Annotated in this window: 15 protein-coding genes and 2 tRNA genes; 14 read left to right on the forward strand and 3 right to left on the reverse strand. The window is 30.0% G+C overall.

Annotation, left to right across the window (positions count from 1 at the left end; all coding sequences use genetic code 11):
- Positions 1-48 precede the first annotated feature (48 nt).
- Both AJ886_RS02135 and AJ886_RS02140 read left to right on the forward strand, forming a co-directional pair.
- Positions 49-228, forward strand: a complete 180-nt coding sequence (locus AJ886_RS02135; protein ID WP_010891894.1) for a hypothetical protein — start codon at positions 49-51, stop codon at positions 226-228.
- The gene (locus AJ886_RS02140; protein WP_004305949.1) at positions 221-790 is read left to right on the forward strand and encodes a DJ-1 family glyoxalase III; all 570 of its coding nucleotides are present in this window, start codon (positions 221-223) and stop codon (positions 788-790) included. Before AJ886_RS02135 ends, AJ886_RS02140 begins: the two co-directional genes overlap by 8 nt.
- A gap of 29 nt (positions 791-819) precedes the next feature.
- Here the strand turns inward: AJ886_RS02140 and AJ886_RS02145 are convergent, their stop codons facing one another.
- Positions 820-1185, reverse strand: coding sequence for a histidine triad nucleotide-binding protein (locus AJ886_RS02145; protein ID WP_002857192.1), 366 nt, complete (start codon positions 1183-1185; stop codon positions 820-822).
- A gap of 123 nt (positions 1186-1308) precedes the next feature.
- On the opposite strand from AJ886_RS02145, the gene pheS reads away from it, so the two are divergent.
- The 10 genes from pheS (at position 1309) to abc-f (ending at position 14463) form a co-directional block, all read left to right on the forward strand.
- Positions 1309-2301 carry a phenylalanine--tRNA ligase subunit alpha gene (gene pheS, locus AJ886_RS02150; RefSeq protein WP_002852567.1) on the forward strand — a complete coding sequence of 331 codons (993 nt, stop codon included), beginning with the start codon at positions 1309-1311 and terminating at the stop codon, positions 2299-2301.
- Complete coding sequence (gene pheT / locus AJ886_RS02155) at positions 2298-4619, forward strand: phenylalanine--tRNA ligase subunit beta (RefSeq protein WP_070261282.1); 2322 nt, start codon at positions 2298-2300, stop codon at positions 4617-4619. The genes pheS and pheT overlap by 4 nt, the downstream gene beginning before the upstream one ends.
- Positions 4616-5902: a 3-phosphoshikimate 1-carboxyvinyltransferase gene (gene aroA / locus AJ886_RS02160; RefSeq protein ID WP_070239657.1), complete on the forward strand. Its 1287-nt coding sequence runs from the start codon at positions 4616-4618 to the stop codon at positions 5900-5902. The genes pheT and aroA overlap by 4 nt, the downstream gene beginning before the upstream one ends.
- Positions 5892-6725, forward strand: coding sequence for a 4-hydroxy-3-methylbut-2-enyl diphosphate reductase (locus tag AJ886_RS02165; RefSeq protein WP_002861592.1), 834 nt, complete (start codon positions 5892-5894; stop codon positions 6723-6725). Before aroA ends, AJ886_RS02165 begins: the two co-directional genes overlap by 11 nt.
- Before the next feature lie 132 nt (positions 6726-6857).
- Entirely contained in the window at positions 6858-8528 is a 1671-nt protein-coding gene (locus AJ886_RS02170) for a 30S ribosomal protein S1 (RefSeq protein WP_070287066.1), read from the forward strand.
- Entirely contained in the window at positions 8528-9016 is a 489-nt protein-coding gene (locus AJ886_RS02175) for a hypothetical protein (RefSeq protein ID WP_070276251.1), read from the forward strand. Before AJ886_RS02170 ends, AJ886_RS02175 begins: the two co-directional genes overlap by 1 nt.
- Positions 9013-10596, forward strand: coding sequence for a phosphoglycerate dehydrogenase (gene serA, locus AJ886_RS02180; protein WP_044780500.1), 1584 nt, complete (start codon positions 9013-9015; stop codon positions 10594-10596). The genes AJ886_RS02175 and serA overlap by 4 nt, the downstream gene beginning before the upstream one ends.
- Positions 10583-11245, forward strand: coding sequence for a response regulator transcription factor (locus AJ886_RS02185; RefSeq protein ID WP_004305935.1), 663 nt, complete (start codon positions 10583-10585; stop codon positions 11243-11245). Before serA ends, AJ886_RS02185 begins: the two co-directional genes overlap by 14 nt.
- Complete coding sequence (locus AJ886_RS02190) at positions 11239-12528, forward strand: sensor histidine kinase (RefSeq protein ID WP_044779238.1); 1290 nt, start codon at positions 11239-11241, stop codon at positions 12526-12528. The genes AJ886_RS02185 and AJ886_RS02190 overlap by 7 nt, the downstream gene beginning before the upstream one ends.
- 3 nt (positions 12529-12531) lie before the next feature.
- Positions 12532-14463, forward strand: a complete 1932-nt coding sequence (gene abc-f / locus AJ886_RS02195; RefSeq protein ID WP_070276253.1) for a ribosomal protection-like ABC-F family protein — start codon at positions 12532-12534, stop codon at positions 14461-14463.
- Between the two features lie 30 nt (positions 14464-14493).
- On the opposite strand, the gene AJ886_RS02200 is transcribed toward abc-f, so the two are convergent.
- Positions 14494-14568 (reverse strand) — tRNA-Gly (locus AJ886_RS02200).
- A gap of 10 nt (positions 14569-14578) precedes the next feature.
- Positions 14579-14665, reverse strand: a tRNA-Leu gene (locus tag AJ886_RS02205).
- Positions 14666-14845: 180 nt separating this feature from the next.
- Here AJ886_RS02205 and flgL point away from each other — a divergent pair.
- Together flgL and AJ886_RS02215 are read left to right on the forward strand one after the other, a co-directional pair.
- Positions 14846-17095, forward strand: a complete 2250-nt coding sequence (gene flgL, locus AJ886_RS02210) for a flagellar hook-associated protein FlgL (RefSeq protein ID WP_070276256.1) — start codon at positions 14846-14848, stop codon at positions 17093-17095.
- 107 nt (positions 17096-17202) lie between these two features.
- Positions 17203-20043, forward strand: a complete 2841-nt coding sequence (locus AJ886_RS02215; RefSeq protein WP_044780499.1) for an FtsK/SpoIIIE family DNA translocase — start codon at positions 17203-17205, stop codon at positions 20041-20043.
- Positions 20044-20117 lie beyond the last annotated feature (74 nt).

Consider the following 20117-nt stretch of genomic DNA (forward strand, 5'->3'; position numbering starts at 1 on the left):
AGATTTTATAGAAATATCTTTGAATTTTCTCTAAAGATTTAAAAAAATGTGTTAGAATTTCCCAAAAATAAGGTTGTATTTATGGAAATTTTAGATTTCATTCTAATAGTTATTTTTGTGTTTTTAATGATTGTTTTGGTCATAGGATTCAATCATCAAATGATGCAAAAAAACAAAGAAAGAGAAGAAAGATTTAAAAAATATAAAAAAGGAGAACAAAATGAGTAAAAAAGTATTAATTCCATTGGCTCAAGGTTTTGAAGAAGCTGAATTTATAGGAATTGCAGATGTTTTAAAACGAGCAAGAGAATTAAATCCGGATTTGGAAGTTGTTATAGCTTCGCTAAATAGTGAGTTATTAGTAAAGGGTGCTAATGGCATTAGTATAAAAGCAGATTGTTCTATAGAGGATGTTGATATAGAAAATTTAGATGCCATTGCTTTGGCGGGTGGCTTTGAAGGTATGATGAATCTTAAGAATTCAAATATTATTTTAAATATCATTAAACAACTTCATAGCAACAATAAAATTGTTGCCGCAATCTGTGCTTCTCCTATAGTCTTAAATGAAGCAGGTGTTTTAGAGGGCGAGTTTGCTTGCTATCCTAGTTGTGAAGTTGGACTTAATGGAAATCGTGTTAATAAGGCTGTAGTTGTAAATAAAAATGTTATAACTTCAGCAGGTCCAGCTACGGCAATTCTTTTTGGTTTAGAACTAGCTAAAAAGTTATGCGGTGATGAAATTTATCAAAAATTATACGAGGGAATGTTGCTACCTCTGACAAAATAATTTAAATGGTAGTTTTTCTACCATTTAAATTAAAATAAAGCTTGAGGATTTTCTTTTTTTGTTTTTTCCTTAGGCAGTTCAAAACCTCCAAGCATATGAAAATGCAAATGAAAAACTTCTTGTCCGCTATTTTTTCCACAGTTTGTTACCAAGCGATATCCACTTTTATCTACGCCTAAAAGAACAGCTAGTTCTTGTATAAAACTTGTCATTTTGGCCATAAGTTCAGGATCAAATTCTTGAAAGTCTTTAAAATGTTTTTTAGGGATTATAAGTATATGTATGGGTGCTTTGGGTGCAATATCATGAAATGCTAGAAAATCGTCACTTTCAAGCACTTTATTGCATGGAAGTTTACCTTCAACTATGAGTTCAAAAATTGTTTTTTCTTGCATTATTTATCCTTTTTTATTGTTGGTTTGATACAATTATATCTTTAAAGTTTGGTTTTTATGCTGAATTTAAAATAGTTTTTAATAGAATTAGAACTTGAAATATTTTATTTTAAGGTAAGAAAATTGCAAAATTTTATAGAACAGATTCAAAAATGTGAGAATTTAAATGATTTGGAAGCCATTAGGATTTCCGTTCTTGGAAAAAAAGGTATTTTAACAGAAGGCTTTACAAAGCTTAAAGAGTTAGAAGATGAGGCGAAAAAAGAATTTGCTGCTAAACTAAATGCACAAAAAGAAATATTTAATGAGGCTTATTTAGCTAAATTTAAAGATTTGGAAAATCTTGCTTTAGAAGAAAGAATGAAACAAGATGCTTTAAATTTTAACTATTTTGATGAAAGTATTACAACAGGTGCCTTGCATCCTGTTATGAGCACCATGGATAAAATCATAGAGTATTTTATAGCTTTGAATTTTAGCATAGAAAAAGGGCCTTTAATAGAAGATGACTTTCATAATTTTGAAGCGTTGAATTTACCTAAATCTCACCCTGCAAGAGATATGCAAGATACCTTTTATTTTGATGATAAAAGGCTTTTAAGAACACAAACTTCGCCAGTGCAAATACGGACAATGCTTGCACAAAAACCTCCTATTAGGATGATAGCCCCTGGTGCTGTATTTAGAAGAGATTTTGATATTACGCATACTCCTATGTTTCATCAAGTTGAAGGCCTTGTAGTGGAAGAAGGGCAAAAGGTTAGCTTTGCAAATTTAAAAAGTGTATTGGAAGATTTTTTGCGTTATATGTTTGGAGATGTGAAAGTTCGTTTTCGTCCAAGTTTTTTCCCATTTACAGAACCTTCTGCTGAAGTTGATATTTCTTGTGTATTTTGCAAAGGAAAGGGTTGTAGAGTTTGCAAACATACAGGTTGGCTCGAAGTTTTAGGATGTGGAATAGTTGATCCTAATGTTTATAATTTTGTTGGTTATGAAAATGTAAGTGGCTATGCTTTTGGATTAGGAGTAGAGCGTTTTGCAATGCTTTTGCATCAAATTCCAGATTTAAGATCTTTATTTGAAGGTGATTTAAGATTATTGGAGCAGTTTAGATGATAATTACTAAAAGTTGGTTGAATGATTGGTTAGAACTTGAAGAAATAAGTTCAGATAAAATAGCTAAAACTTTAAATTCTATAGGTATAGAAGTTGATAGGGTTGGCGTTTTAAAGGCTCCAGATAAAGTTGTTGTAGGCTATGTTAAGGAAAAAATTAAACATGAAAATTCAGATAAATTAAGCATTTGTCAAGTTGATATCGGAAGTGAAACCTTGCAAATTGTCTGCGGTGCTGCGAATGTTGATGTAGGACAATTTGTAGCTGTTGCAACTAAAGGTGCTATCATGCCAAACGGTATGGAAATAAAAGAAGCAAAATTACGAGGAGTGGATTCTTGTGGTATGCTTTGTTCTAGTTTAGAATTGGGTTTTGAAAAAATCAATGAAGGAATTATGCTTTTAGATGAGAGTATAGGGAAATTAGAACTTGGGAGAGCTTTAAATACTTATGAAATTTTTAATGATGAGCTAATAGAAGTAGAGCTTACTCCTAATAGGGGTGATTGTTTAAGTATTTATGGTATTGCTCGTGATTTAGCTACAGCTTTAAATTTAAATTTAAAAGAACCAAAACCATTCAAAGAAAGTGAAAATGTTTTGGGTATCGGTAGAATTTTGCGCTTAGCAGCTGAGAAAGAACTTAACGGACTTTATAATTATCGAGCTATAGAGCTAAAAGAAGAAATTCAAACAAATTTATTGCTTAGTTTAAGACTTGCTCAAATTGAAGGTTTGGGAAAAAATTCCATAGAAAATTTATTAAATTATGCAACGCATTCAACTGGTGTTCTTTTTAATGCTTATGATTTAAGTGGTTTTTCTGAAAAAGATGAAGAATTTACCATCAATTTAAGCAAGCAAATGCATGGAGAAACAAAAGTATCTTACAAAGATAAACTTTTAAGCTTTAGCGGAATTTTCCAAAATAATGAAAGTAGATGTAAAGATGATTCTAAAATAATTATTATTGAGGCTAATTATACCGATCCATTGGTAATTGCAGATGCTAAAATATATCATAAAGATCAAGATGAAAAAATGCTTTATAGAAGTTTTAGGGGAAGTGAACCTAAATTAAATTTAGGAATGGATTTTTTGCTTAGTATTTTTGAGCAGATTCCAAATCTTGTTATTTATAGTTCTTCTCAACAAATTTTAACCAATAAAGAATTACCAATCATACCAATAAGTATTGAAAGTATTGGCGATATAATAGGGCAAAATGTTGATAAAGATGAAGTATTAAAAATATTGAAGAAATTAGGTTTTGAGCTCATACTTTCAGGTGAAGGGCTTATAAATGTTAAAGTACCTTTACATCGTCCTGATATTAAAAATTTATCAGATATTTGCGAGGAAGTTGTAAGAATTATAGGTATTGATAATATTGCTTCTAAGGGTTTAGAATTTATAGAAAAAAATCGTTTAAATTCTGCATATAAAAATTATATTGAGTTTTTGAATTTAAGGAAAAGAGCAGTAGCTAGTGGTTATTTTGAAAGCTTACATTATGTTTTAGACAATGAAAAAGAACTTAAAAAATTGGGTTTTGATTCTGTTAAATTAAAACTAATCAATCCAATTACAGCAGAACTTAATACTTTAAGAACAACCCTTTTAAATCATTTATTGAATGCAGCAAGTTTAAATGCAAAAAATTCTAAAAAAATTATTAAACTTTTTGAACTAGGGGTTGTTTTCAATGTCAATAATCAAGAATTAAATCGTATCGCATTTATCCATTCTGGCTTAAAAGAAGAAGCTAAAATTTCTAATAAGGCAAAACCTGAATCGGTGCAATTTTATGATTTTCTTTTAGACATTAAAAATATTATAGGCGATTTTAAACTAAAATCATCAAAATATAATATTTTAAGCCCTTATGAACAAGCAGATATTTATCTATCGGATATTAAAGTAGGTTTTATAGGCCGTTTGCATTTAAAAATAGAAAATGAGAGGGATTTGCCAAAAACATATATTTGCGAACTTGATTTAGATTTAATTAAGCAAGATTTTAAAATAGCTAAGCCTTACTCCAAATTCCCAGCTATCACTAGAGATCTTAGCGTGTTAATACCTAAAGGTTTTGAATACAATCAGATTAAAAATTGTATCGAAGAATTGAATTTAGAAATACTTGAAAATTTTCGTTTAGTTGATATTTATAGTGATGAAAACCTTAAAGAATTTTATAGCATTACTATGAGTTTTTCTTTTAGAGATATAAATAAAACTCTAGAAGATAATCAAGTAAATGAATGCATGGGTAAAATTTTAAATACTCTTAAAAATTTAGGTCTTGATTTAAGATGAAAATTTACAAATTGCAAACCTCTATAAATGCTATACTTGAAAATATAGCAGCAGATAAAAGCATATCTCATCGTTTTGCTATATTTTCGCTTTTAACACAAGAAGAAAATAAGGCTCAAAATTATCTCTTAGCTCAAGATACTTTAAACACTCTTGAAATTATAAAAAATCTTGGAGCTAAAATTGAACAAAAAGATTCTTGCGTCAAAATTATACCCCCTAAAGAAATTTTATCTCCAAATTGTATTTTAGACTGTGGAAATTCAGGAACCGCTATGCGTTTGATGATAGGATTTTTAGCAGGAATTTCTGGTTTTTTTATTTTGAGTGGAGATAAGTATTTAAACAATCGTCCTATGAGAAGGATAAGCAAACCACTTACTCAAATAGGCGCTAGAATTTATGGAAGAAATGAGGCAAATTTAGCTCCACTTTGTATAGAAGGTCAAAAATTAAAAGCTTTTAACTATAAAAGCGAAATTTCTTCAGCTCAAGTTAAAACAGCTATGATTTTATCTGCTTTTAGAGCTGATAATATATGCACTTTTAGTGAAATTTCTCTTAGTCGAAATCATAGTGAAAACATGCTAAAGGCTATGAAAGCTCCAATAAGGGTTAGTAATGATGGCTTAAGTCTTGAAATAAGTCCTTTAAAAAAACCTTTAAAAGCTCAAAATATAATCATTCCTAATGATCCTTCTTCGGCTTTTTATTTTGTTTTAGCAGCTATTATTTTGCCTAAATCTCAAATTATTTTAAAAAATATTTTACTTAATCCTACTCGTATAGAGGCGTATAAAATTTTGCAAAAAATGGGCGCCAAACTTGAAATGACAATAACTCAAAATGATTTTGAAACTATTGGTGAGATCAGGGTGGAGTCTAGCAAGCTTAATGGCATAGAAGTTAAAGATAATATCGCTTGGTTGATAGATGAAGCGCCTGCTTTGGCTATAGCTTTTGCTTTGGCTAAGGGTAAATCTAGTTTAATAAATGCTAAAGAATTACGCGTTAAAGAAAGCGATAGAATTACTGCGATGGTTGAAAATCTAAAGCTTTGTGGTGTTGAAGCTAGAGAACTTGATGATGGTTTTGAAATAGAAGGTGGATGCGAACTAAAATCTTCAAAAATTAAAAGCTATGGAGATCACCGTATTGCTATGAGTTTTGCTATTTTAGGTTTGCTTTGTGGAGTTGAGATTGATGATAGTGATTGTATAAAAACTTCTTTTCCAAATTTTATAGAGATTTTATCAAATTTAGGAGCTAGGATTGATTATTGAATTAGCAAAAAACTATGGTTTTTGTTTTGGTGTTAAAAGAGCTATTAAAAAAGCAGAACAAATAAAAGATGCCGCAACTATAGGTCCTCTTATTCATAATAACGAAGAAATTTCTCGTTTACAAAAAAATTTTAATGTCAAAACTTTGGAAAATATAAAAGCTTTAAGCAATGAAAAAAAGGCTATTATAAGAACTCATGGTATTACAAAGCAAGATTTAGAAGAATTGAGAAAAAAAGATATAGAAATTTTTGATGCCACTTGTCCTTTTGTTACAAAGCCACAACAAATTTGCGAGCAAATGAGCAAGGAGGGTTATGAAGTTGTTATTTTTGGAGATGAAAATCATCCCGAAGTTAAAGGAGTAAAAAGTTATGTAAGCACAAAAGCTTATGTAGTTTTGGATAAAAAAGAGCTTCAACATATAAAACTTCCTAATAAAATAGCTGTAGTAAGCCAAACAACTAAGAAGCCTGAACATTTTATGGAGATAGTAAATTTTTTAATACTTAAAACCAAAGAAGTAAGAGTTTTTAATACTATATGTGATGCAACCTTTAAAAATCAAGATGCTATTAAAGAACTCTCGCTTAAAAGTGATGTTATGGTTGTTGTAGGGGGTAAAAACTCAGCCAATACAAAACAACTTTTTTTGATTGCAAAAACCAATTGTGAAGATAGTTATCTAATTGAAACCGAAGAAGAGTTAAAAAAAGAATGGTTTTTAGATAAAAAACATTGTGGTATTAGCGCAGGCGCTAGTACTCCTGATTGGATCATACAAAAAGTTATCGCCAAAATAGAAAATTTTAAAATTAATTAAAAAATGTTTTCAATATAGAATAAAAAAGTCAAAAATTTAAAAAAAATTAATAAAAATAAAAAAACTTAACACTAATTAAAGAAAAATAAGGTAAAATCAATCAATTTCTAAAAATTATTTTAAAGGACCATAATGAGCGAGGTGAACAAAAAAGTTCAAGGCGGCGTAGATGATTATCTTGAGGAAGAAGATTTTGGACTGCTTTTAGAGGCTTTCGATAAATCAAGAGAAGAGACTACAACAGAGGGTGTGATTGTAGAGATCAAAAATGATGAAGTTTATGTAGATATAGGCAAAAAATCTGAAGGTATTTTAGCTCTTAGTGAAATACAAGATGATAATTCTAAGCTATTATTTAATGTAGGCGATAGTATTAAAGTTGCTGTTATGGGTTCTCGTGGTGGCAGATCTTTACTTTCTCATAAAAAAGCTTTGAGAAAAGAAAAAGTTATTGAATTTATTAAAAACTATCAAGAAAATCAAGATGATATTTTTACCGTAAAAGTAGTTGAAAAAAATAAAGGCGGATTGATAGTTGTTGATGAAAATGATGTTGAATTTTTCTTGCCAAAATCTCAATATGGCTTCAAAGAAACAAATAACATTATAGGCAAAACGTTTAAAGTTAAAATTATTAAAATCGACAAAGATGAGCAAAGTATCATTGTTTCTCGTAAAAAAACTTTAGATGAGGAGAGAAGAAAACGCAAAGAATTGATCAATAATGTAGCACAACAAGAAGATTTAATTGAAGGTATTGTGAAAAAAATTACCACCTATGGTATGTTTGTAGATGTAGGAGGTGTTGATGGCCTTGTTCATTACAGCGAAATTTCTTACAAAGGACCTGTAAATCCTGGAACACTTTATAAAGAGGGCGATAAAGTTCCAGTTAAAGTTATAAAGTATGATAAAGAACGCAAACATTTATCCTTATCTATAAAAGCGGCTTTACCTGATCCATGGAGTGAGATAAAAGATACTCTTGATGTAGGTGATACCATTAAAGTAATAGTATCAAATATAGAGCCTTACGGTGCTTTTGTGGATTTAGGAAATGATATAGAAGGATTTTTACATATCAGTGAAATTTCTTGGGATAAAAATATTAAAAATCCAAAAGATTATATCAACAAAGGCCAAGAAATTGATGTTGAAGTAATTGAAATCAATCCAAATGAAAGACGCTTAAGAGTTTCTTTAAGAAATTTACTTTCTAGACCTTTTGATGAATTTATGAAATCTTACAAAATTGCAGATGTGGTTGAGGGAGAAATTACCTCAGTAACTTCTTTTGGTGCGTTTGTTAGACTTGGCGGTATTGAAGGTTTGTTGCATAATGAAGATGCTTCTTGGGATAGAAATGATAAATGCAAAGACAAATTCTCTCAAGGGGATAAAATCAAAGTAAAAATTATCAAAATAGATGAAGAAAACCAAAAAATATCATTAAGCGCAAAAGAATTAAGTAGCTCTCCAGTTCAAGAATATGCCAAAATTCATAAAGTCGGCGATATTGTAAAAGGCACTATCCGTGATATTAAAGATTTTGGCGTTTTTGTAGAGCTAAGTAAAAATGTTGATGCTTTAATTCATAAAGAAGATATAAGCACTTCTATGCTTGAAAATTTAAAAATTGGCAACGATATTGAAGCTGCTATAGTTTTTATTGATGAAAAGAAAAATAGAATTCGCCTAAGTGTTAAAAATCTTATTAGAATGAAAGAAAGAGAAGTTCTTAATGAAATCAATAATGATGATAAAGTAACCTTAGGTGATATCATTAAAGATCAACTAACTTAATGAAAAAATACTTTACAATAAGCATTTTGAGTATTTTATTACTCATTTTGCTTGCTGTTGTTTTTACATTACTTTGGCAATTTAAAGCTAATGTAAATTTCATTCCACAATTTGCTAAAGATACAAATACGCAGCCAAGCATTCAAACCCAAAATCAAGATCTTTCATGGCAAGAAGAATTAGCAAAATGGCCTACACGAGATTTTACCCCAGCAGCAGAAAAATTTACCTTATATTTTGATGCGGATACTAGCGAGCTTAAGGAGAAAAATAAATATTATCAACTTATAGTTGGAAAATATGATATTTATTCTATGTTTTGCTTAAGACAGACTTTAAATTCTTTTAATGTGAAGTATTTTCTTCTTAAATCAGGTGATAGTCCAGAAATCTTTTTGGATACAGGTAATGAAAAACTTATAGATGATATTATGAAAGAATTAAAAAAATATAAAATAAATACAGAAGTAAAGGAAATTTGGTTATGAAAAAAAAGATTATAGTATGTGATGCTATTTTGGATAAAGGTATCGATATTCTAAGAAAAGCTGAAGATATTGAGCTTATAGAAGCTGCAAAAGTTCCAAAAGATGAACTTATGCAAATGCTAAGCGATGTTGAAGTTGCTATTACTAGAAGTTCTACAGATGTAGATATAAATTTCTTAAATCATGCCAAAAAATTAAAAGCGCTTGTGCGTGCTGGGGTGGGCGTAGATAATGTTGATATTCCAGAGTGTTCTAAAAGAGGAGTGATTGTGATGAATGTCCCAACTGCAAATACTATTGCCGCAGTTGAACTAACAATGGTACATCTTTTAACATCAGCTAGAAGCTTTGTCAATGCTCATAATTTTTTAAAAATTGAAAGAAAATGGGAAAGAGAAAAATGGTATGGCATTGAATTGATGAACAAAACGCTAGGGGTTATAGGTTTTGGAAATATAGGTTCAAGAGTAGCTATCCGTGCTAAAGCATTTGGTATGAAAATTTTAGCCTACGATCCGTATATTTCTGCTTCTAAGATTACAGATTTAGATATGGAGCAAGCAAAAAATTTGGATGAAATTTTAGAAAAAAGTGATTTTATTACCATTCACACACCAAAAACCAAAGAAACCAATGGTATGATAGGAAAGCAAGAAATTGCAAAAATGAAAGATGGAATAAGATTAATAAATTGTGCTCGCGGAGGATTGTACACAGAAGAGGCTTTATATGAAGGTTTAAAAAGTGGTAAAATAGCATGGCTTGGTATAGATGTATTCAATAAAGAACCTGCGACTAATCATCCTCTTTTAGACTTTGAAAATATTTCAGTTACTTCTCACCTAGGAGCAAATACTTTAGAAAGTCAAGACAATATCGCAAGAGAAGCTTGTGAGCAAGCACTAAGTGCAGCACGAGGCGTGGCTTATCCTAATGCCTTAAATTTGCCAATTAAAACCGAAGATTTACCACCTTTTGTAGCTCCTTATATAGAACTTGTTTCTAAAATGGCTTTTTTAGCTGTTCAAATTGATAAAAATCCTATAAAAAGTATTAAATTAGAGGCTGAAGGAATTATTGGCGAGTATGCAAATTCTATGCTAACCTTTGCAGCTGTTGGTGCTTTGGGTGGAATTTTAGGAGAGAAAATTAATTATGTTAATGCAGAATTTGTTGCCAAAGAAAAAGGAGTTGAATTATCTTGCGAAACTCTTCCAAATAGTGGTTATAATAATAAACTTAGCGTTAAAATTATCACCGAAAATTCAAATATCAGTGTTTCAGGAACAGTGTTTAATGAAAATGAACAACGCATAGTTGGATTAAATGGCTTTAAAACTGATTTTAAGCCAAAAGGGAAAATGATTATTTTTAAAAACAAAGACATACCAGGAGTTATAGCTAAAATCAGCTCCGTTTTGGCAGCTAAAAATATCAATATAGCTGATTTTAGGCTTGGTAGAGATGGTTTTGGGTATGCTTTGGCTGTTGTTTTGATTGATGAAAAAGTTCAGAAAGAAGTATTAGATGAACTAAAACAATTAGAGGCGTGTGTATTTGTCCAATATGTTGAAATTTAAAATTTTAATTATAGAAGATGATATAGATTTAAACGAACTGCTTGTTTTAAAGTTAAAATCTAGTGGTTATGAAGTTATATCTTTAGTGGATTTTTTTGGAGTTGAAGATTTGCTCGATAATGAGCAAATCGATCTTTTAATAGTCGATAGAAATTTGCCCAGTGGAGATTCTTTAGAAAAAATTCAAGATTTAAGAGAGCAAGGATATAAAGAAGCAGTTATTTTTCTTACAGCCAAGGCTTTGCATCAAGATTTGCTCGAAGGCTTTGAAAGTGGTTGTGATGATTATGTTTGTAAACCTTTTGATTTTAATGAGCTTTTGCTTCGCATTAAAGCAATTTTAAAACGCCATAAAAAAGAAGAAGAAAAACTATCTTTTGGTGATTTTATTTTAGATTTGGCTAATTATGAATTCTTTTACAAAAATCAAAAATTAGAAATCTCAAATCTTGACTATGAGCTTTTAAAATATTTTTTTGAAAATCCAAATACCTTGCTTACTAGACAATTTTTAAGCGAAAGCGTTTGGAAAGATGATACTACAAGTGATAAAACAATCAATATAGCTCTAACAAGACTTAGAAATAAATTTCCAAAACTAAAAGATCATATTATAAGCGTTAGAGGTGTTGGCTATAAATTATGCTAAAAACTAAAAATATTTTTATAGTTTTTTTTGTTGTATTGGCTTTGATTTTTGGGTTTATTTTTTGTACTTTTACTAACTCTTATCTTAATTTCTTGCTTATAAAACAATATGAGCAAAAAATCAAAAGCCTTGATGATGTTTTAAAATTTTCTCTCTTAGAACATTTAAATGATGCTAATATCAAGGATTTTGCTAAAGATACTAGGGCTGATTTTATTATCCTAAACAATGATATGAAAATAAGTTCTGTAAAAAATCCTGATTTTTTTTCTAATCTTAAAGAAGGAAAAATTTTAAATTTCGATTCAAAAAAAATTCTCACTAAAAGCTTTATTTACAAAGGATATAAATATATTATTATTGTTTATCCTCGTTTTTTAGATTTAGAACTTTTTTGGACAAAAATGGCAATCGGTTTTGGAGTGTCCTTGCTGTTTGTTTTTATTTTAATGTTGTTGCTAGGTAGAAGAATAGAGAAAAATTTTAATAAAATTTTGGATTTTTTAGATTCTATAGGGGATCATAAAGTTGTTATATTAGAAAAAGGAATGTTTAAAGAATTTAATTTGCTAAATGAGAAGCTTTTAAAAACTAAGGATAAAATTCTAAAGAATACCCAGAAAAATAAAAAACAAAGCGATAAAATCACTTTAAAAAATACTCAGCTTGCTAGTGTGATTTCTGCTATTTCTCATGAGCTTAAAAATCCATTAAGCGTGATTGATCTTAGCTTAGAGATGCTAAAAGATGAGAAATTGGAAGATAAAAAATTAAAAAAGGAATTGCTAGAAAAAATTTCGCGTCAAAGCATTAAGCTTAATGCTTTGACCCATAAGCTTAATTTTGTTTTTAATCTTAATAGTGAAGCCTTGCAGATGCAAGAATTTGATCTTTTTTCTCTGTGTGAAAAAATCACTAAAAACCCAGGCTTTGAAAGAGTTGTATTGCAAGGTAAAAGCACGAAAGTTAAGGCTGATGAATTTTTAATCGAGCAAGTGATTATAAATTTGCTTTCTAATGCTTTAAAATATAGTCAAAAAGAAGTCATTTTAACAGCAAGAGATCAAAAGATAATAGTGCAAGATTTTGGAAAAGGTATAGAAGAAGATAAAATAAAATTGATTACAAAAAAATTTTATAAAATTGATGTAAAAAGTGATAATTCTTTTGGTTTGGGACTTTTTTTAGTAAAGAAAATTTTAAGTATACATAAAAGTTATCTTGAAATTTCTAGCACTTTAGGCTATGGTTCTAGTTTTAGTTTTAAACTCAGTCAAGGATAAAAAATGGCTCTTATAGATTTAATTGAAGCTTCAAAAAAATTTGGAGACAAAATAGTTTTAAATGAAGTAAATTTTAGCGCAAACGAGGGAGAAAAGATTGCCATTATAGGCAAAAATGGAGAAGGAAAATCTACTTTTTTAAAAACGCTTTTAGGCGCACTTCCTTTAGATAGCGGTAGAGTAATAAGACAAAATGGAAAAAGCATAGCCATGCTTTCACAAACCGTTGATTTTAACGCAAATTTAAGTGTAAAAGAAGCCATCAAGCAAGAGCTTGCAGAAATTTACAATGCCTTAGAAGAATATGAAATACTGCATAAAAAATTAGAAGAAGATCCTAGCAATAAAGATTATCTTAAAAAAATAGATACGCTTATGACTTTGATTGATAGTAAAGATGCTTGGAATATAGAATCTAAAATAATACGCGTTTTAAAAGAATTTAGTTTGCTTGAGTATGAAAATCGTATTATATCTACTTTAAGTGGTGGAGAAATACGCCGCGTTGGCCTTTGCATACTTTTACTAAAAAATCCTGATATTTTATTGCTTGATGAGCCAACTAATCATTTAGATGTATATATGACAAGCTTTTTAGAAGAATTGCTAAAAAATTCAAAGATGTGTGTGATTTTTATTTCCCATGATAGATATTTTATTAACGCTATAGCACACAAGTGTATAGAAGTGGAGCAGGGTAAACTTAGTATTTTTAAAGGCGGATATGCAAACTATTTAGAGAAAAAAACACAAATTTTGCAAAGCCTTGCTAAGAGCCATGAAACTCTTTTAAAGCAATTAAAAAGCGAAGAAGAATGGCTTAGAAGAGGGGTTAAGGCAAGACTTAAAAGAAATGAAGGACGAAAAGAACGCATTTTTAAAATGCGTGAAGAAGCGAAAAAAAATCCCGGAGCAATCAAACGCTTAAAACTTGAAATTTCAAGAGCGGCCTTAAATTTTAATGGAGGAAAAACGATCAATCGTAAAAAAATGCTTTTTGAGCTTAAAAATATAAGCAAAAATATAAACAATAAAAATCTTTTTAAAGATTTTTCAACGCGTATTTTACAAGGTGAACGCATAGCTATCGTAGGAAGAAATGGTTGTGGAAAATCGACATTGTTAAAAATTCTTCTAGGGCAAATAAAACAAGATAGCGGTGAAATAAAACGCGGAGAGCTTAAGATAGGATATTTTGATCAAGCTAGAAGCTTGGTAAATTCTGATAAAAGCTTGCTTGAAATTTTTTGTCCCAATGGTGGAGATAGGGTTGAAGTTCGTGGTAAAAATATGCATGTTTATGGATATTTGAAAAATTTTTTATTTCCTAAGGAATTTTTAGATAAAAGTGTGGCTCTTTTAAGTGGTGGAGAGAAAAATCGCGTTGCTTTAGCCTTGCTTTTTACTAAAGAATATGATGTTTTGATTTTAGATGAGCCAACTAATGATCTTGATATAGCTACGATTAATATACTAGAAGAATACTTACTTAGTTTTGAAGGGGCTATTTTGCTAGTATCACACGATAGATATTTTGTTGATAAAATCGCAACAAAACTTTATGCTTTTGAGGGAAATGGATATATAAATATTTTACACACTCTTTATACTGAATATCTTGAAAATGAAAAAGAAATTGAAGAATTGGATAATTTTGCTTTAGAGCTTCAAACCCAAGAGCAAAATAATAACCAAAAAGAAAAAAGCTCTAAAAAATTAAGCTACAAAGAAAATGAGATATTAAAAAACCATCCTGAAAAAATAGATTTTTTAGAGCAAAAGATAGCTAAATTAAATCAAGATTTATCCGATCCAAATGTATATCAAGAAATAGGTATTAACAAGCTTTATCAAGAGCTTGAAGTAATGCAAAAAGAACTTGAAATTCTAGAAAATGAGTATTTTTTAGTATTAGAGAAAAGTGAGAATTTATAATTAATAAAGATTTTATATTTTTTTACTCTATGGAGCGGGAAACGAGATTCGAACTCGCGACCCCAACCTTGGCAAGGTTGTGCTCTACCCCTGAGCTATTCCCGCAAAAAATAAGTGGTGCCCGAGGTCGGACTCGAACCGACACAAGGTTGCCCTTACCAGATTTTGAGTCTGGCGCGTCTACCAGTTTCACCACTCGGGCTCATTTTTAAGATTTAAAGTTGAAATTATACTTTTTTAGACTAAAAAATACTTTAAAAATAAAAAGTATTTTCAAAAAGATTATATAAAATTATGTAATTTAAATTTTTGGAACAGTTATTGCTTTTGTTTATTAGCAATGTTTGAAAAGATTTTAACTTTAATACTTTAGAGGAAAAAAATGAGAATTACAAATAAACTTAATTTCACAAATAGTGTGAATAATTCTATGGGTGGTCAAAGTGCTTTATATCAGATATCTCAACAACTTGCTTCAGGTTTAAAAATACAAAATTCATATGAAGATGCAAGCATTTATATAGATAATACGCGTCTTGAATATGAAATTAAAACATTAGAACAAGTAAAACAAGCAACAAACAGTGCAAAAGAAATGACTCAAAACAGCATGAAAGCTTTGCAAGATATGGTAAAACTTCTTGAAGATTTTAAAGTTAAAGTAACTCAAGCTGCAAGTGATGGGAACTCTCAAACTTCAAGGGAGGCTATAGCAAAAGAATTAGAACGCATAAAAGAGAGTATAGTTCAGCTTGCAAATACTAGCGTTAATGGTCAGTATCTTTTTGCAGGCTCACAAGTTGCAAATAAACCTTTTGATTCCAATGGTAATTATTATGGAGATAAAAATAATATCAATGTAGTAACTGGAGCTGGAACTGAAAGTCCTTATAATATACCTGGATGGGATTTATTTTTCAAAGCAGATGGAGACTATAAAAAACAAATTACTACTAATATCAGTTTTACAGATAATCGTTATACAGATAAAGATAAACAAGAATATTTAAACGGGGATTCTGCTTGGAAGCAGCTTATCGGGCAAAATTATGTAAAAGATGGAAAATTAGATCCGGATATAGATTTTGAAGATAAAGACCGAAAACTTAATTTTCCACCTTCAACACTCTATGTTCAAGGAACAAAACCAGATGGAACAAGCTTTAAAAGTGCAGTTTTAGTAAAACCAGATGATAAAATAGAAGATGTATTAGAGCAAATTGGTGCACTTTATGGCAACACTGCTAATAATAAAGTTGTAGAAGTAAGCATCAATAATAGTGGTCAAATTCAAATCACAGATTTAAAACAAGGCAATAATAAATTAGACTTTCATGCCGTAGCCTATACTCCACAAATGGACAAAACAGAAAGTTTCAAAGCAATGGAAAAATTTGTTAAGGATAATGATCTTAACATGGATAATGTTACCAATGCTGTTATGCAAGAGGCTATGAAAAATGGTGATATTACCAATCCAACTAGTCCAGTTACTATTAAATTAACAGGAAAAGATGGAAAAGAGCAAGAGTTTACCTTTAGTTTAGCTCAAACTGATTTTATTAAAAGCAATATGACTGATTCAGCTGGCAACAAAGCCAATGGTGCAGATTATGATAATGTTTATTTTGAAAAAGATGGAAATACTGTTTATGGTAATGTTTCTCAAGTTATTAAAGGAAGTAATGCTTATGCAACTGATTCAACCAAACTTAGCGAGGTAATGGCAGGAAATAGTCTAAATGGTACTACTTTAAATTTAAAAGTCAATTCCAAAGGTGGAAATTCTTACGATGTTACTATAAATTTACAAACTTCAACTGTAAGCTATCCTGATCCTAATATTCCAGGTCAAACCATAAGTTTTCCTATAACCCATACTGATCCTGCAACTGGAAATAGTGGAGTTGTTACAGGATCAAATGATATTACTTATGGTCAAATCAATGATATTATAGGTATGTTTGCCGCAGATAAAATTCCAACCCAAAGCATAACAGCTACAAATGGAAAAGTTGATGCAAATGGTTATAATAGTTTACAACAACTCATGAAAGATTCTCAAGCTACTGTTGATGTAAGCATGGATTATAAAGGTCGCATTAGCGTTACCGATAAGCTATCCTCAGGAACCAACATAGGAATTTCTTTAAGTGATTCTCAAAGTGGACATTTTCCGCAACCACCTTATACTACAACTGCGCAAGTAGAGAATGGTCCAAATTTTAGTTTTAGTGCCAATAATGCTTTAGTTATAGATGAACCAAATGTTGATCTTATAAAAGATTTAGATACTATGATAGATGCGGTTTTAAGTGGTAATATGAGAGCCGATGGAAATTCGGCCGATCCAAGAAATACCGGAATGCAAGGAGCTTTAGAAAGACTCGATCATTTAGCAGATCATATCAGCAAGCTTAATACAACCATGGGAGCTTATCATAATACTATAGATGGTGTCAATACTCGAGTAAATTTCTTAAGCGTAAATGTGCAAAGCATTAAGTCAAATGTTATTGATGTAGATTATGGTGAAGCTATGATGAATTTAATGCAAGTTCAACTTGCATATCAAGCTTCTCTTAAGGCTAGTACAACAATTTCTCAACTTAGCTTATTAAATTATATGTAAAAATTTATGGTATAATTTGGCTTTGATTTTATTTTTAAGGAAAGAATATTAAAAAAGAAGCCATTTTTACCAGCTCTACACTTGTTATTTTTTATATTTGTCTTTGTATGCTAGCACCTAGCATGGGAGAATGGGTTTACAAGGCTAATTTATTTTTATTTGGAGAATTTGGGTATTATTATCCATTTTTTTTACTTGTGTTAAATTATCTTTACTATAGAAAAAATTATAAAATAGAAAATTTTAAGCGTAGAGAGCTTTTTGGTTTTTCTTTGGCCTTTTTTTCTACTTTGCTTTTATTTTCTGTCTTTTATAGAGAGTTTGGGTATATTTTAGAAATTGTATATGGATTTTTTTCTATAATCTTAGGACATACAGGGAGTGGAATTTTTGCTCTTTTACTTTTGCTATTTTCTTTGATCTTATTGTTTCCGAAATTTGCAAAAGAAATTTTAAAAATAGAATTAGATTTTACTTTTTTATTAAAAGTAGAGCAAGCTTTTAAATCTTTACTTATGCGTGTATTTGGCGGAGAAAATGAGAAAGAAGATGTAGGTAAATCAGAACCTATGGCTCCAAAATTAAATATTTTGCAAGATAGTATTTATGAGAATTTGCAAATAAATAAAAAAGAAAAAACCAATAACTTAGAACAGATAATCAAAGATTGCAATATCAATGCAAGTAAAAATTCAATTACCACAGCTAAGGAAAACTTTGAAAAACTAAAAAATCAAATTTTAGATGAAACCATAGAGATTGATACACAAAGCTTAAAAGAATCAAGAAGTTTTGTTTATGAGCATTCTCAACAAGTGCGAAATTTCGCACAAAAGGCTAGCAAAATGAGCATTAGCCTTGATGAAGATTTTAATTTTATTTCAGAAGAAGGGGTAGATATGATTCCTGAACGTTTTTTAAAACCTAAAAAACTTGAAGATATAAAGCAAATAGATACAAATAAAAATTTAGATGAGCCAAGTTATAAGCGTAAAAATATTGAAATTCCAGTTTCTAAACAGGAAGTTAAACCAAAAATTTTCACAAAAGAGCTTGAACTTAGAGAGAATTTGATAAAAAAAGAAAAACTAGAACAAGAATACAAAGCCTATCAAAATGAAATTTTAGAAAATAAAGTAAAACAAGAAATTAAAAAATTAGAAGAATATGATGCGATAAATTCAAGCGATATTATAGAAGGGAATAAATACAGTTTTAATAACTCAAAGACAATCAAAACAGAAACAGAAGAATCAAACAAAATAAATGAAAATAAAAATCCAGATAAAGCAGACAATATCTTCGAATTTACTCCTATTGTAGAAGAGTTAAATCATCCTTATATAGAACCTACTCCTATAAAAAATATAAATGAAATAGTTATAGAAGAAAAAAATACACTCGATTTTATCCAAAATACAGAAATTAAAATCGATAATGAAAAAACAAATGATCAAGAAATTAAACTTCAAAAAGCAGTTTTAGCCAAAGAAATTGCTATTAACCAAGCTTTATTGCGTGAAATAGAGCAGGGTGAGATAGAAAAACCAAAAGATTTCACCTTGCCACCATTAGATTTTTTAGCTAATCCAAAAGAGCATAGACAAGAAATCAATGAAAGTGAAATAGATAAAAAAATTTATAATCTTCTTGAAAAGTTGCGTCGTTTTAAAATAGGTGGCGATGTTATAAGCACTTATGTTGGTCCTGTTGTAACTACTTTTGAATTTCGTCCTAGCGCAGATGTAAAAGTAAGTCGTATTTTAAATTTACAAGATGATTTAACTATGGCTTTAATGGCAAAATCAATCCGTATTCAAGCTCCAATACCAGGAAAAGATGTTGTAGGCATAGAAGTCCCAAATGATGAAATTCAAACTATTTATCTAAGAGAAATTTTACAAAGCGAAGTTTTTAAAAATGCTAAAAGTCCTTTAACTATAGCTTTGGGCAAAGATATAGTAGGCAATGCTTTTGTAACCGATCTTAAAAAACTTCCGCATTTACTCATCGCAGGAACTACAGGTAGCGGTAAAAGTGTGGGGATAAATTCTATGCTTTTAAGTCTTTTATATCGTAACTCTCCTAAAACCTTGCGTTTGATGATGATAGATCCTAAGATGCTTGAATTTAGCATTTATAATGATATTCCTCATCTTTTAACTCCTGTTATCACAGATCCAAAAAAAGCGGTCAATGCGCTTTCAAATATGGTGGCTGAAATGGAAAGACGCTATCGTTTAATGGCAGATGCAAAAACCAAAAATATAGAAAATTACAATGAAAAAATGAAAGAATTAGGTAGCGAAGAGCTCCCTTTTATTGTAGTAATTATTGATGAACTTGCCGATTTGATGATGACTGCGGGTAAAGATGTAGAATTTTATATAGGAAGACTTGCACAAATGGCAAGAGCAAGTGGAATTCACTTGATTGTAGCTACACAACGACCTTCTGTTGATGTTGTAACAGGGCTGATCAAAGCGAATTTGCCAAGTAGAATTTCTTATAAAGTAGGGCAAAAAGTTGACTCTAAAGTTATTTTAGATGCTATGGGTGCTGAGAGTTTACTTGGAAGAGGGGATTGTTTATTTACTCCTCCTGGAACAAGCTCTATAGTGCGTTTGCATGCGCCTTTTGCAAGCGAATTTGAAATAGAAAAAATCGTGGATTTTCTAAAGGATCAACAAAGCGTAGAATATGATGAAAGCTTTTTAAAAGATCAGCAAAGCGTGGGTGTTACAACAAATGAAAGCTTTGATGGGGAAGTAGATGAGCTTTATGAAGAAGCCAAAAGAGTGATCTTAGAAGATGGAAAAACAAGCATTTCTTATTTGCAACGCCGTTTAAAAATCGGCTATAACCGCTCTGCAAATATTATTGAACAACTTACGCAAAACGGGATTTTAAGCGAACCTGATGCCAAAGGACAAAGGGAAATCTTGTAAGATTTTTCTTGTATTTTTGATATATAAAACTGATTACAAAAGAAGAAATTTAAAAAGAAAAAGCCCCGTAAAAA

Source organism: Campylobacter sp. BCW_6465, from assembly GCF_001762815.1.
GTDB classification, from domain to species: Bacteria; Campylobacterota; Campylobacteria; order Campylobacterales; family Campylobacteraceae; genus Campylobacter_D; species Campylobacter_D jejuni.